Origin of the sequence: Serratia sp. 22264, from assembly GCF_052045345.1 — a bacterium.
Taxonomy (GTDB): domain Bacteria; phylum Pseudomonadota; class Gammaproteobacteria; order Enterobacterales; family Enterobacteriaceae; genus Serratia; species Serratia plymuthica.
This window is the reverse complement of sequence record NZ_JBQEOY010000001.1, coordinates 1-14,047: the sequence shown is the minus strand read 5'-3', so window position 1 is coordinate 14,047 and position 14,047 is coordinate 1. Positions and strand designations below refer to the sequence as shown.

The window sequence follows — 14,047 nt, the reverse complement described above, 5'->3', positions numbered from 1 at the left end:
CCTATGCGTCTGATTACTGCACTCCCATTACTGGCGGGTTTACTGCTGAGCACCAACCTGATGGCTGCCGATACCGCAACCGCAGCAAAAACGCCTTCGCCGGCGCAGGCTGCACAGCAGAAGCGCATGACTGATTGTAATCAACAAGCCTCCACCAAAACGCTGAAAGGCGCGGACCGCACTACCTTCATGAGCACCTGCCTGAAGGCAGAAGGTTCCACTGCAGCGAAAACCCTGACGCCGCAACAGCAGAAGATGAAAACCTGCAACGCCGATGCCAAAACCAAAAGCCTGAAAGGCGACGAGCGTAAAACCTTTATGAGCAACTGTCTGAAAAAATCAGCCTGATTGCCCTTCACCAGCGGCACGGCCGGATCTCATTCCGCCGTGCCGGTTTCCCCCGTGACGCCCGCCTGATCGATTCAGCTTTTCCTCAGAACAGCACTTACTTTGCGGCAAGAAATTGGCTATGGTTAGACACTATCGATTGCCGAGCCACCGGCCGCGGCAATATAATGATTTTCGTTATCATTGAAATGTCAGATTATTAAGGAGTTAAGCTATGGCTGTAACTAAGCTGGTTCTGGTGCGTCACGGCGAAAGCCAGTGGAACAACGAAAACCGCTTTACCGGTTGGTATGATGTTGATTTGTCCGACAAAGGTCGCACCGAAGCGAAAGCAGCAGGCAAGCTGTTGAAAGATGAAGGTTTCTCTTTTGACTTTGCTTACACCTCCGTCCTGAAGCGCGCGATCCATACCTTGTGGAACATCCTGGACGAACTGGATCAGGCTTGGCTGCCAACTGAAAAATCCTGGAAGCTGAACGAACGCCACTACGGTGCGCTTCAGGGTCTGAACAAGGCTGAAACCGCTGAGAAATACGGTGACGAGCAGGTTAAGCAATGGCGTCGCGGCTTCGCCGTTACCCCACCAGAGCTGACCAAAGATGATGAGCGTTACCCGGGCCACGACCCACGTTATTCGGCGCTGACCGAAAAAGAGCTGCCGCTGACCGAGAGCCTGGCGCTGACCATCGATCGCGTGATCCCTTACTGGGACGAAGAAATTCTGCCACGCATCAAAAGCGGCGAGCGCGTTATCGTTGCCGCGCACGGCAACTCGCTGCGTGCGCTGGTAAAATACCTGGATAACCTGAGCGAAGATGAGATCCTCGAACTGAACATCCCAACCGGCGTGCCGTTGGTGTATGAATTCGACGAAAACTTCAAGCCAATCAAACGTTACTACCTGGGCAATGCCGACGAGATCGCTGCTAAAGCGGCCGCTGTGGCAAACCAGGGTAAAGCGAAGTAATTTTCGCCCGTTGATCCCGGTTTGGCCGGTAATGCAGATCGTTTAAGAGCACATAAACAATCCTGTCAATAAGAGAAAATCCGGAGTCAGTCCCCTGACTCCGGATTTTTTTATGTCTAAACCCGGTAACTTTCTCAGCATGCAAGCGTGGGGTCGATGTTATCGAGCTCTAGACACGGGCCACCGATGCAAGGACCTGCCTGATGGCATTTTGATGATGGGCCAAGAACGTAGCGGTTATCTCCGTTATTACTTTCACCCCGGAAACGGCCAAAAATCCGAATTTTGGCAGGGAGAGCTGCTCAACATTTACACCGTAGTCGGTCACAACCTATTATCCATGGATAAGGGCCACAATGGACGACGACACAAGGAATGTATCACCATGTCAGCACTAGAGTTTCCCTGCACTATATTCAAAACCCAAAAAAGAATGGACGACTATGGCGCGGAGGATATGCGCTGCGGTGATTTAAGCGAATCACAGTTAAAGAATACATTTAATCTGGTCGACATCTCGGCCAGGGTTAATCCGTTCACCTTGACGAAAATCACCCCGTTCAGCCAGCCACAATCGCTGGCTCGTGGTTCCCGTGGAGAGGACGAGAAAATTACCCGTGAGGCGTGCGCCAAAATTCTGTTTGATGAATTCCGTCACCTCTCGCAGCCTTTCTCCGTATACGGTCCCTACAAGCCGCTGATCGAAAAGATGATCACCCATATGCAGAATGGCCAGGGTTCGCCCTTCACCAGTACGCATCTGGATGCGGCTTTGAAGGAGCATATTCTTAGTGACAATTCTAAAAATAGCACACGTCTTTTGCTAGGAACTGCTTTTGACAGAAATATAGACTGGGAGAATAGATGTTATCCGTTAGATAATAATGGCAGATTAACGGATGCAGTATCCTTTGGGCGATTACCTAAATTTGACAGATTCCAGGATAATTTTAATGGTATGGGAATTACTGTCCACGACACCTGGGCAACTCATATCACCATAAAGTCACTACAGATTGATAATAACCGCTACCGAGCCATTTTGCATTACAAAGTACAGGATCACTTCGGCCTTGACTGTAACGATATTTCAAAATCGAAATTTAACCGGCTCCGTTTTTTCCGCATCTGGTTTGTACTTCAGCGATACAATATTTTTGGATTTAAACCCTTTATGACTAATATGGAAGCCACTGTAGAAATTACCGGGGGACGGAATGAAGGAAAAAAATAAAAAAATCCTAGCAGTGCTATCACTGATTGGTTTCGCTCTGCTTAGTTATTCATTCTGGTTATCATCACGTCCAGTAGAAATCATATCCATCCATCAGAGAAATAACTATAGTTCTGTTTTAGTAAGAAACTTTCCTTTTACCGATAAAGGAAAGATAAACTGGTGGCTAAAAAGCAAAGGGATATTGAAAGAGAAATATAACATACCAAAACCTGCTTCGGATGGTTTTTACACAGTAATATTTTGGGACTTTGGTGAAGGGTATCAGAAAGAAGATAAGTATGACAGGTTATGTTTTGAGGATATGAAAACACAGAAAAATTGCATTGATAAAAATGCAATTTTCTCTGTGGACCATAGTAGAAACATGGGTACTACCTTTGTTGTATATGATGGCAGCGATTATCGTTTAGACCACAATGGTGAGATAGTAAAAATACAACACAAATAAAATTTACTTTATCGTATAGAGACAGTAAGAGAATTTTCCCTTTTACGCCAGGCGCTACCCGACGGAGAGAAAATGGCACAGCCTGTCCTCCCTATCGGTAAACCGACAGGGAGAGTTGCTCAACATTTACACCGCAGCCGGTCATGACCTATTATCCATAGATAAGGACCGCAATGGACGACGACACAAGGAATTTATCACCATGTCAGCACTAGAGTTTCCCTGCACTATATTCAAAACCCAAAAAAGAATGGACGACTATGGCGCGGATGATATGCGCTGCGGTGATTTAAGCGAATCACAGTTAAAGAATACATTTAATCTGGTCGACATCTCGGCCAGGGTTAATCCGTTCACCTTGACGAAAATCACCCCGTTCAGCCAGCCACAATCGCTGGCTCGTGGTTCCCGTGGAGAGGACGAGAAAATTACCCGTGAGGCGTGCGCCAAAATTCTGTTTGATGAATTCCGTCACCTCTCGCAGCCTTCCTCCGTATACGGTCCCTACAAGCCGCTGATCGAAAAGATGATCACCCATATGCAGAATGGCCAGGGTTCGCCCTTCACCAGTACGCATCTGGATGCGGCTTTGAAGGAGCATATTTTGAGTGACAGATCGCCAGATAATAGCTCACGCTTATTATTGGGGAAATCTTTAAGCAAAAATATAGACTGGGAAAATAAATGTTATCCAATAGAAAATAAAAGTGAACTAAAGGATGCTATCCTTGGAGGAAAATTACCTAAATTTGACAGATTACAGGATAATTTTAACGGCATGGGAATAACTGTCCACGACACTTGGGCAACTCATATCACCATAAAATCACTACAGATTGATAATGACCGCTACCGGGCCATGGTGCATTACAAGGTACAGGATCACTTCGGCCTGGACGGTGATGACATTTCAAATACTAAATTTAACCGGCTCCGTTTTTTCCGCATCTGGTTTGTGCTTCAGCGATACTATCAATTTGGTTTTAAACCCTTTATGACCAATATGGAAGCCACTGTGAATATTTCCGGGGGACGAAATGGAAACAAAAATTAAGAAAACTCTCTATGCATTACTCCCGATCGGATGCGCCCTGGTTTTTTATTTCATCTGGCTATCTAATCGCACGATCGAAATCGTAGGCGTCCATCAGAGAAACAATTACAGTGATGTACTGGTAACAAACTTCCCTTTCACTGATAAAGGTAAAATAAACTGGTGGATGGAAAATAAAGATAGATTAAAAACCATGTATAACATACCAAAAACAGCACCTTATGGTTTATTCACCATAGTATTTTGGGATTTCAACGAAGGTTATAAAGAAGAAGGGAAGTATGACAGAATGTGTTTCGATGATATGAAAACAAAATTTAACTGCATTGATAAAAATAGAGTCTTCTCAGTTGAGAATAACCGAAGCAATGATATTTTATTTACCGTACATGATGGGATATATCGCATGAAAAAAGATGGAGAGATTATAAAAATTTATCATAAATAAGTATTTTCTCACCTCGGAGTGAAGGTGGCGAGATTTTCTTCACTCCTGTACCCCCATAATCAAGTATAGTAAATTTGGAAACCACTGTAAAAATCCCGGCGCGCGCAATGAAAGTTAAAATTTGTACACTACTCCTGATTGTCTGCGCACTACTCAGTTACTCCCTCTGGTTGTCACTGCGTCCTGTAGAAATTGTGGCTGTCCATAAGGATGGGGAATTCAGTTCGGTTTTAGTTAAAAACTTCCCTTTTACCGACAAAGGAAAGATAAACTGGTGGCTAAACAATAAAGAAATGTTAAAAGAAAAATATAAAACCCCCGAACCTGCGCCAGATGGATTCTTTGCTATTACCTTTTGGGATTTTGGCGAGGGTTATAAAGAAGAAGGAAAGTATGACAGACGATGTTTTGATGATATGAACACATCAAAAAATTGTATAGATAAAAACAAGGTTTTCTCTGTTGAGAATGACAGAAATGACGATATATTATTTAGCGTTTACAATGGAATTTATCACATGAAGAAAAATGGTAAGCTGGTAAAAACAAAATACGAATGAAGACTTGCTTTACTCATGTAGTATCTGCAAGAAAATCCCCTTCACTCCCGGCTTGCGTCAGTTATCTATACGCCCATAGCCAAGTATCAATAAGGCTATCACGCTTTACCCCTTGTCCTCCTTCCGGTAACCCGTCAATGGAAAATTGCAGAAGTGCATGGGTGGCAGTTAAGTTGCCGACGCCGGGTTTATCAAGTAACAGTGGGCTAACGCATAAATCGCTAACCCACTGTTTATTTGAATAATATGCAAATTATACGCCGTTTGGCGAAAACCGCGTATTGATGGCGCAAGCGGCTTTCATCGGGTACAGGAAACACTTCCCGACAGGCATCGGGTCGACTTAAGCAAAGCCGCCTGCCCCTCAAAATTCGTCTTGCAAAACAGGTGGCCCATAGATTCCAGAGAGATTCCGCAAACTGAGCCCTGTTTTATCAGGCGCGACGCGCCTTAACCGCCGCCGCCAACTCGCGCAGCACGGTTTCCGTGTCTTCCCAGCCGATGCAAGCGTCTGTCACGCTCTTGCCATAGACCAGCGGCTCGCCGCTTTCCAGATTCTGGTTGCCTTCCACCAGATGGCTTTCGATCATCACGCCGATAATCGCTTTTTCACCGCCGGCGACCTGTTTGCACACGTCTGCATTCACTTCCAGCTGCTTTTTGAACTGCTTGCTGCTGTTGGCGTGGCTGAAGTCGATCATCACCTGCGCCGGTAGACCCGCTTTGACCAGGCCGTCTTTGACTTCCTTGACGTGCGCCGCGCTGTAGTTCGGCTCTTTGCCGCCGCGCAGGATAATGTGGCAATCGCCATTACCGCTGGTGTTAACGATCGCCGAGTGGCCCCACTTGGTCACCGACAGGAAACAGTGCGGCGCGCTGGCAGCGTTGATGGCGTCAATCGCCACTTTGATGGTGCCGTCGGTGCCGTTCTTGAAGCCAACCGGGCAAGACAGGCCGGAAGACAGCTCGCGGTGCACCTGGGATTCCGTGGTACGAGCCCCGATCGCGCCCCAGCTCATCAGATCAGCCAGGTACTGCGGGGTGATCATGTCGAGGAATTCCCCCGCGGCCGGCAAGCCGCTATCGTTGATATCCAACAGCAACTTACGGGCCAGGCGCAGACCGTCGTTGATCTGGAAGCTGTTATCCATCTGCGGATCGTTGATCAGCCCTTTCCAGCCCACGGTGGTACGCGGTTTTTCAAAGTAAACGCGCATCACCACTTCCAGCTCGCCACTCAGTTCCTGACGCAGCGTCAGCAAGCGCTCGGCATACTCTTTTGCCGCTTTGGTGTCGTGGATCGAGCATGGGCCGATAACCACCAGCAGGCGATCGTCGTTACCGCGAAGGATCTTGTGAATTGCACTGCGCGCCAGGGACACCGTCTCAGCTGCACGTTCAGTGGCCGGAAACTTCTCTAACAGGGCCACCGGTGGCAGGAGTTCCTTAATTTCTTTAATGCGTAAATCGTCATTTTGGTAATTCATAACTTTTCCATTCGGTATCGAGGGGCGGTATTTCACAGAGCGTGGATCCAACCAATTTAGCCTGTGAGGGTAGCGCTGTAAATCACCTTTGCCGCCTCCCGGCGGAACGGCCAAATTATCAGTAGATTGTGCTGTTTCATCGGGAGAGCGCAGTGGCTCCTTTTTCGCTATGCTAGCGATCAGGATACCGTTACTTGAGCCAAACCATGCCTTCTCTGTTATTAGTTGATGACCACCCTGTGGTTCATGTCGCACTGGAAGCGGCGCTAATGAAGTCTTCCCGTCCTTATAGCCTGCAGGCGGTTCAGGATGATGTTCAGGCGTTGGCCCAATTGGCCGCAGCCGATTTTTCGCTGGTCATTCTGGATATCGGCCTGCCGCAGGTAGACGGCTTGCAACTGCTGAAAAAAATCCGCCGCCACTACCCGCAGCAACCGATCCTGATCTACACCGCGCAGGAAGAAGAGATCTACGCGCGTATGGCCTGGGCAGCCGGCGCCAACGGGTTTGTGCATAAAGGCAGCCGGCTTGAACAATTGGTGCAGGCAATTGAAACCGTGCTGGCCGGGGAGCCGAGTTTTCCCGCCGCTGCGATGGCGGAAGAAACGCAACCGGCAGAGGGAGTGCTGCTGACGCCCAAAGAGCTGCAGATCCTCGGCCTGCTCAGCAAGGGGCTGTCCAATCTGCAAATTGCCGAGATGCTGAACATCAGCAACAAAACCGTCAGCACTCACAAGAAGAATATTCTGCGCAAAACCGGCGCCAGCAATCTGTTGGAACTGGTGGCGGTATTTAGAGAACTGGCGCCATGATGCGCGGCGTTCTGCTGCTGTTGGCGATGTTGCTCAACCTCGGCAACGTCGCGTATGCGGCGCAACCGGTGTCTTATCAGTTGGTCAGTAACCTGAATATTCCGGCGGACATGCTGATCGCCAGCGAGAAAAATCCCTGGCGCGACGCGACGCTGCGCGTGGGCATCATCAGCGAGAATGCCAGTCCCTATAACATTATCGTGGATGAGGATCTGTACGGGTTGAACGCCGACTACCTCGGTTATGTCCAGCAGGTCACCGGCATCCGCTTTCAGATTTACGGTTTCGCCGATCTGGCGCAGCTCGAACAGGCGCTGCACAGCGGCGCTATCGATCTGCTGTACGGCATTCCGCAGAACGAAGCGCTGGAGGATCTGAAAATCTCCCAGCCTTATTACGTCAGTAACCTGCGCGTGCTGCGCGACCGGAGCAATGACCGCCGGGTGATGCTTAACTCCGCCGATGCGCGGGTGGCAATCAGTACCCTGACCGATATGCAGGCCGGCAACGCGCTGAAGGCGGTGTCTTCCCACGTTCAGCGTTATGACAACAACCTGCAGGCGGTTTATGCCTTGCTGAACGGCAGCAGCGATTACTTTATTGCCGACGAAGCCAGCGCCAGCTTTATTATTGACCAGTTGCAACTCGGCCAGCTTTATCAGATCGAAAGCACGGTCAATCTCGGTAACCTGTCTTTCGTCTTCGCCGCCGACAATCCGGCACTGATCGACACCCTCAACGTCGCTATCGCCGATGCGCCGATGGAGTTGATGAACGCCATTCAAAGCCGTTGGAGCAAAAAGATCCCCAGCTATCTCGATACCGGCAACGCCGATCTGACGCAGATGGAAAAAAGCTGGGTAGAAAAGCACCGCACCGTTTATTACGCCGCCATAGAGAATAACTTCCCGTTCGCCTATCGCGGTTCCGACGGCCAACCGCGCGGCTACGCGATCGACATACTCAAGATCATTGCGCAAAACACCGGGCTGCGTTTTGCTCCGCTATGGGCGCGCAACGCCGAACAGGCAGACCAACTGGTGCTATCCGGCCAGGCCAGTTTCCGCACCGCTCTGCCGCTGGCGCGCGGCGTTAAGGCGCGTTACAGCGCCAGCATGCCGATTCACCGCTCGCTGTGGGGGGTTTACGTCGGTCAGTACGCCAACGGGATTTCTACCTGGAGCGATCTGGCCGGCAAACGCATCGGCGTTTTGCAGGGCGATCTGGCGCAGGGGCTGGTGCCGCAGAACGAAGAGCTCATTCATTTTGCCGACAGCAAGGCGATGTATGACGCTCTGGCCAACGGCCAATTGGATGCGCTGGTGGATAACGTGATCTCGGCGAACTTTATCGCTCTGTCACGTTATGCCGGGGCAATAAAACTGGCGTTCGCCGCCAATAATATCGCCTATCCGGTGGCGTTTGGCGTACGCCAGGATCAGCCCCTGCTGCTGGCTATCCTCGATAAAAACCTGATGCAGATCCCCTCGGAAACGCTGCAATCGCTGCGCGATGAGTGGATTGTCGATCGCAGCAACCTGATAGATGCGGTGAACGACAACCGCATGCAACCGCAAACTACCTGGCTGCTGGCGCTACTGGCGGCAGCGATCCTGCTGTTACTGGCGCTGACCCTGCGCCGCTTTGTTTTGCAGCGGCGGGAAAAACGTGAGCGTGAAGTGATCGAACAGGCACGCCGTCATGCCGAAGCCGAGAACCGGATGAAAAGCAAGTTTCTGGCCACCATCAGCCATGAACTGCGTACGCCGATGCACGCCATCCTCGGCCTGCTGGAACTGGAACTGAAACGCCAGCCGATACCGGAGGGGCTGCCGGTCATTTACAGCTCGGCGTCATCCTTGCTCAATCTGCTCAATGACTTACAAGATTACGCCCGGCTGGAAACCGGATCGCTGACGCTGGTGCCAAAAGCCATGGCGCTGCAACCCTGGATAGCTCACATCAGCGCGCTGTATCAGCCGCTGATCGGCGAACGCCCGGTAACCTTGAGCGTGACCGCCAGCCACCAGCTTCCCGCCGCCGTTGTTATTGATGGTGAGCGTTTACTTCAAGTGGCTAACAACCTGATAAATAATGCCATTAAATTCACTCCCCGCGGCAGCATTCAGGTCAATATCGGCTGGCGCGAACAGAACAAACAACAGGGCGAACTGCTGCTGACGGTGACCGATAGCGGCTGTGGCATCGCCGCCGATGAGATAGGCAAGCTGTTCCAACCCTTCTACCGCGCACGCGGTGCACAACGCGTCTCGGTTCAGGGAACCGGGCTGGGGCTGTCTATCTGCAAGGAAATTATCGAGCAAATGGGCGGCCAGATTGAGCTGCATTCACAGCCTGGCATAGGTACGCAAGTCAAGGTGTCAGTACCGGTAACCCAAGCCGCCCCAGATGCCGCCCCCCCACGCCAGAACGACCAACCGCTCAGCCTGCCGCCTCCCACGCTGCGCGTGGCGCTGATTGACGATCACCCCACCAACCTGCTGCTGATGGAGAGGCAACTGCGTCACTTCGGCCTGCAACCCGTGCTGTTCGAGCACGGTTACGCATTGCTGAAAGCGCACCGCAGGCAGCCATTCGACCTGTTGTTTATCGATTACAACATGCCGCGCCCGGACGGCCTGACATTGGCGAGGCTAATACGACGCGATGAACAGCGAGATCAGCGGCCGGCCTGCCAGATTATTCTCTGTTCGGCAGACGTGCAGGAATTTACCCGCATTCCACAGGGACAGGTGGCTATTGATCGCTTTTTGACCAAGCCGATTTCACTGGCCGCCATTGCTCAGACGTTACCGCAGCAACCGCAGGCGCTGGAAGGACAGTTAGCCCTTACTGACCTGCAACGGATGCTGGCCGATATGGCCGGTAACGATCGGCAGATGGCGCAACGCCTGGCGACCACGCTGCTCTCCACGCTGCGACAAGATCGGCAACGGCTTGACAAAGCGGCGGAGGGCGAAGACTGGCCTAGCCTTGGGCAGGCCGCACACCGCATCAAGGGCAGCCTGCTGATGTTGCAACAGCCTGAGGCCGCAAGCCTGTGCCAATTGCTGGTGGAAAGCGGCCGTGATGGGAGGTTGGCTCAGGCCGCCTATACTGAATTGAGTGCGTTAGTAGAACAGATACTGATAGAACTGGACGGTCTGGTCAGCACTGACGCGCTGAACTTCGCTCTACATAAGGATAAATAATGACGGACTCCCCACAGGTACACCTGCCAAAAGACAGTAATAGTAAACGCCTACTGACCGCTTTTTTAGTCACTGCGGTATTTATGATCGCCGAAGTGGCCGGCGGGTTGATTTCCGGTTCGCTGGCGCTGCTGGCCGACGCCGGCCATATGCTCACCGACGCTGCGGCGCTGCTGGTGGCGCTGATGGCCGTACACTTTTCGCAGCGGAAACCCAACGCGCGCCATACCTTCGGCTATTTGCGCCTGACCACGCTGGCCGCGTTCCTCAATGCCGCCGCCCTGTTGGTGATCGTGGTATTCATCCTGTGGGAGGCGATACGGCGTTTCTTCGAGCCACAGCCGGTGATGGGTACGCCGATGCTGATCATCGCCATAGCGGGGCTTCTGGCTAACCTGTTCGCCTTCTGGCTACTGCACCGCGGTACGGGAGAGAAGAATATCAACGTGCGGGCCGCTGCGTTGCACGTGTTGGGAGATTTGCTGGGCTCGGTGGGGGCGATCGTAGCCGCCATTGTGATCCTGAGCACCGGCTGGACGCCGATTGACCCGATATTGTCGGTGCTGGTGTCCTGTCTGGTGTTACGCAGCGCCTGGCGGCTGCTGAAAGAGAGCTTCCACGAGTTGCTGGAAGGCACGCCGCAAGAAGTGGATATCAACAAACTGCAAAAAGACCTGTGCCTGAATATTCCCGAGGTACGCAATATTCATCACGTTCACGTCTGGCAGATTGGCGAACAGAAACTGATGACGCTGCATGCGCAAGTGATACCGCCAAACGACCACGATGGCCTGCTGCGCCGCATTCAGGCTTATCTGCTGGAACACTACCGTATCGGCCATGTCACCATTCAAATGGAATATCAGCACTGTGATACGCCGGACTGCGGCATTAACCGGGCACCCGAGCCGAGTGACCACTCACATTCCGGCTCGCATTCACATCTGGGTCATCACCACTAAAATCAAGAGGGCGCCAGTTTGGCGCCCTCTGCGTTTGTTATTGCGAGGAAGATAACGGCCGGGAATGGTTGCGAGCTGCACTTTTGATCCACAACCAGGAGCCGTTCAGCGCAATCAGCGTCAGGATCACGTATTCCAGCGCCATGGCGTACACGCCCTGGTAGGTGAAAATCGCCACGCTGATCACGTCGATCACCACCCACAACAGCCAGTTTTCCACGTATTTGCGCGTCATCAGGATCATCGCCACGATCGACAGCACCATCATCGCCGAATCCCAGAACGGGAAAGCATCCGGCTGCAGCTGCGGCATTTGCACGCTGAAGCCCATTCCCTGCATGACCGTCACCGCAAGCCGCGTCAGCCAGGCAAAGACGCTGTCGATATTGAAGGTCATCAGGACAATGCCGATAACGCACACCGCCGCCCAGGCCAGCGCTTTCGGCAACGGCAGCCAGCGGATTTTCAGCTCGGCCTGATTGTCCTGGGTTTGGCGGCTCCAGGCATACCAGCCGTAAATATTGGCGACAAAAAAGAACAGTTGCAGCAACAGGCTGGCGTAAAGCTGGATCTGAAAGAAAATCACCGCAAACAACGTGACGTTAATCAGGCCGAACAGATAGTTGATGATTTTCTCTTTGCTGGCGTACCAGATGCACAGCAGGCCGAACAAGGTACCTATGGCTTCAATCCATGACAGATCGTAACCGCCCGCCCCCAGCGGGATGTGCACCAATATATTGCTGGTACTGAAAAAGCTCATCTGTTCTTCCTTATCAAATGGTTAACTTAAGCGTTTCCTTTGACCTGCATTTTCAACTGCGCGGCAAAGTCCAGCATCCGGTTAAGCGGGATCAACGCCTTTTCGCGCAACGCGGCATCCACGTGGATTTCATGCAGGGCGCCGCCCTGCTCTAACCCGTCGGCAATCGCCTTAAGACCGTTCATCGCCATCCACGGACAGTGCGCGCAGCTGCGGCAGGTGGCACCTTCACCGGCGGTTGGCGCCTCGAACAGTTCTTTGTCCGGACAGGCCTGCTGCATCTTGTAAAAAATGCCGCGATCGGTGGCAACAATCAGCTGCGGGTTGGGCAGCGTTCTGGCCGCCTGAATCAGTTGGCTGGTTGAGCCGACCGCATCGGCCAGATCGACCACCGCCTGTGGAGACTCTGGATGCACCAGTATTGCCGCTTGCGGGTACAGGGCTTTCATGCGCATCAGCGCCTGGGTTTTAAACTCGTCATGGACGATACAGGCCCCTTGCCAGCACAGCACATCGGCGCCCGTCTGCTTTTGCACATAGTTGCCCAGATGGCGGTCCGGCGCCCAGATGATTTTTTCGCCCAGGCTGTCGAGGTGTTCTATCAACTCTACGGCGATGCTGGATGTTACCACCCAATCCGCACGCGCTTTTACCGCCGCCGAGGTATTAGCGTAGACCACCACGGTGCGATCCGGGTGGCTGTCGCAAAATGCATGAAACTCGTCTTCCGGGCAGCCGAGATCCAGCGAACACTCGGCGTTCAGCGTCGGCATAAGCACCTGCTTTTCCGGGCTGAGGATCTTGGCGGTTTCCCCCATAAAGCGCACGCCGGCGACCAACAGAGTCGAGGCCGGGTGGTTGCTGCCAAAACGCGCCATCTCCAGCGAATCCGCCACGCAGCCGCCGGTTTCTTCCGCCAGCGCCTGAATTTCCGGATCGGTGTAGTAATGAGCCACCATCACCGCATTGCGCTGCTTGAGCAGGGTTTTAATCTTCTCGCGATAAAACGCCTTTTCCGCTACGTCCAGCGGCACCGGTTTGGGCGGGAACGGGTACACCGCCGCATTGACATCAAACATTTCACTCATCGCTGCAATCGTCTCTGTGCTAGGCTGGGTGTCTGCTGCCCGGGTATGCCCCTTCGCAACCGCCACTCGTTTTATATACTAAACAAAATACCTAAAAACACGCCAAAAGTCCGCTGATATTTTCATTTTTGCGATGATAAAGTTTAATGGATTGAATTCCGGCAAAAGAAAGACGATTGCAGTAGGTGCGGTTTGTCAGGAGTTGAAAGTTGCGTGTTTATAGAAATGATGCGCAGGCTGAAAAGAATGGCGGGTCGTGTGGGATTGATTCGGCCTCTGGCCTCGCCCTTCGGGCCAGCGCAAGCGCTGTCCAAAATTGACTGGGCAATTTTGCCGAACCTGAACGCAGCTTCTCACCCACACGATTTGTGCGTTATGTAATTTTATGATGTGGGGAAAGGGCTGAGGTATCGGAAAGAATGGTGGGTCGTGCGGGATTGATTCGGCCTCTGGCCTCGCCCTTCGGGCCAGCGCAAGCGCTGTCCAAAATTGACTGGGCAATTTTGTCGAACCTGAACGCAGGTTACTCACCCACACGATTCGTGCGTTATGTAATTTTATGATGTGGGGAAAGGGCTGAGGTATCGGAAAGAATGGTGGGTCGTGCGGGATTGATTCGGCCTCTGGCCTCGCCCTTCGGGCCAGCGCAAGCGCTGTCCAA

General features: G+C 52.2%; 13 protein-coding genes and 2 other RNA genes. 10 read left to right on the top strand and 5 right to left on the bottom strand.

The annotated features are described in order from the left end of the window. Positions 1–3 precede the first annotated feature (3 nt). The 7 genes from ACTJJ1_RS00075 to ACTJJ1_RS00045 all read left to right on the top strand — a co-directional run bounded on the left by ACTJJ1_RS00075 (position 4) and on the right by ACTJJ1_RS00045 (position 5,062). Complete coding sequence (locus tag ACTJJ1_RS00075; RefSeq protein WP_004941822.1) at positions 4–348, top strand: PsiF family protein; 345 nt, start codon at positions 4–6, stop codon at positions 346–348. A 214-nt stretch (positions 349–562) separates the two neighbouring features. Further along, the gene (gene gpmA / locus ACTJJ1_RS00070) at positions 563–1,315 is read left to right on the top strand and encodes a 2,3-diphosphoglycerate-dependent phosphoglycerate mutase (RefSeq protein WP_004941818.1); all 753 of its coding nucleotides are present in this window, start codon (positions 563–565) and stop codon (positions 1,313–1,315) included. Positions 1,316–1,700: 385 nt separating this feature from the next. Beyond that, the gene (locus ACTJJ1_RS00065) at positions 1,701–2,549 is read left to right on the top strand and encodes a YPO3983 family protein (protein WP_440833567.1); all 849 of its coding nucleotides are present in this window, start codon (positions 1,701–1,703) and stop codon (positions 2,547–2,549) included. Next, positions 2,533–3,000 carry a DUF943 family protein gene (locus tag ACTJJ1_RS00060; protein ID WP_440831891.1) on the top strand — a complete coding sequence of 156 codons (468 nt, stop codon included), beginning with the start codon at positions 2,533–2,535 and terminating at the stop codon, positions 2,998–3,000. The genes ACTJJ1_RS00065 and ACTJJ1_RS00060 overlap by 17 nt, the downstream gene beginning before the upstream one ends. Positions 3,001–3,202: 202 nt before the next feature. Further along, the gene (locus tag ACTJJ1_RS00055; RefSeq protein WP_440831889.1) at positions 3,203–4,054 is read left to right on the top strand and encodes a YPO3983 family protein; all 852 of its coding nucleotides are present in this window, start codon (positions 3,203–3,205) and stop codon (positions 4,052–4,054) included. Then, positions 4,038–4,502, top strand: a complete 465-nt coding sequence (locus tag ACTJJ1_RS00050; RefSeq protein ID WP_062791364.1) for a DUF943 family protein — start codon at positions 4,038–4,040, stop codon at positions 4,500–4,502. Before ACTJJ1_RS00055 ends, ACTJJ1_RS00050 begins: the two co-directional genes overlap by 17 nt. 107 nt (positions 4,503–4,609) lie before the next feature. After that, complete coding sequence (locus ACTJJ1_RS00045) at positions 4,610–5,062, top strand: DUF943 family protein (protein ID WP_440831887.1); 453 nt, start codon at positions 4,610–4,612, stop codon at positions 5,060–5,062. 434 nt (positions 5,063–5,496) lie between these two features. On the opposite strand, the gene aroG is transcribed toward ACTJJ1_RS00045, so the two are convergent. Then, on the bottom strand, positions 5,497–6,549 hold the full coding sequence (aroG, locus tag ACTJJ1_RS00040) for a 3-deoxy-7-phosphoheptulonate synthase AroG (RefSeq protein WP_004941813.1): 1,053 nt from the start codon (positions 6,547–6,549) through the stop codon (positions 5,497–5,499). A gap of 206 nt (positions 6,550–6,755) precedes the next feature. Here aroG and ACTJJ1_RS00035 point away from each other — a divergent pair, with 206 nt between their 5' ends. From ACTJJ1_RS00035 to zitB, 3 genes are read left to right on the top strand one after another with little or no spacing between them, the layout of a single operon-like run. Continuing rightward, complete coding sequence (locus tag ACTJJ1_RS00035; RefSeq protein WP_004941807.1) at positions 6,756–7,361, top strand: response regulator; 606 nt, start codon at positions 6,756–6,758, stop codon at positions 7,359–7,361. Continuing rightward, positions 7,358–10,573 carry an ATP-binding protein gene (locus ACTJJ1_RS00030; RefSeq protein ID WP_440831885.1) on the top strand — a complete coding sequence of 1,072 codons (3,216 nt, stop codon included), beginning with the start codon at positions 7,358–7,360 and terminating at the stop codon, positions 10,571–10,573. Before ACTJJ1_RS00035 ends, ACTJJ1_RS00030 begins: the two co-directional genes overlap by 4 nt. After that, positions 10,573–11,535 carry a CDF family zinc transporter ZitB gene (gene zitB / locus ACTJJ1_RS00025; RefSeq protein WP_004941803.1) on the top strand — a complete coding sequence of 321 codons (963 nt, stop codon included), beginning with the start codon at positions 10,573–10,575 and terminating at the stop codon, positions 11,533–11,535. The genes ACTJJ1_RS00030 and zitB overlap by 1 nt, the downstream gene beginning before the upstream one ends. A gap of 37 nt (positions 11,536–11,572) precedes the next feature. On the opposite strand, the gene pnuC is transcribed toward zitB, so the two are convergent. The 4 genes from pnuC to ACTJJ1_RS00005 all read right to left on the bottom strand — a co-directional run bounded on the left by pnuC (position 11,573) and on the right by ACTJJ1_RS00005 (position 13,937). Further along, complete coding sequence (pnuC, locus tag ACTJJ1_RS00020; protein ID WP_440831882.1) at positions 11,573–12,298, bottom strand: nicotinamide riboside transporter PnuC; 726 nt, start codon at positions 12,296–12,298, stop codon at positions 11,573–11,575. 26 nt (positions 12,299–12,324) lie between these two features. Continuing rightward, entirely contained in the window at positions 12,325–13,386 is a 1,062-nt protein-coding gene (gene nadA / locus ACTJJ1_RS00015) for a quinolinate synthase NadA (RefSeq protein ID WP_037430405.1), read from the bottom strand. A 247-nt stretch (positions 13,387–13,633) separates the two neighbouring features. After that, a non-coding RNA gene (locus ACTJJ1_RS00010) (RtT sRNA) lies at positions 13,634–13,763 on the bottom strand. 43 nt (positions 13,764–13,806) lie between these two features. Further along, positions 13,807–13,937, bottom strand: a non-coding RNA gene (locus tag ACTJJ1_RS00005) — RtT sRNA. Positions 13,938–14,047 lie beyond the last annotated feature (110 nt).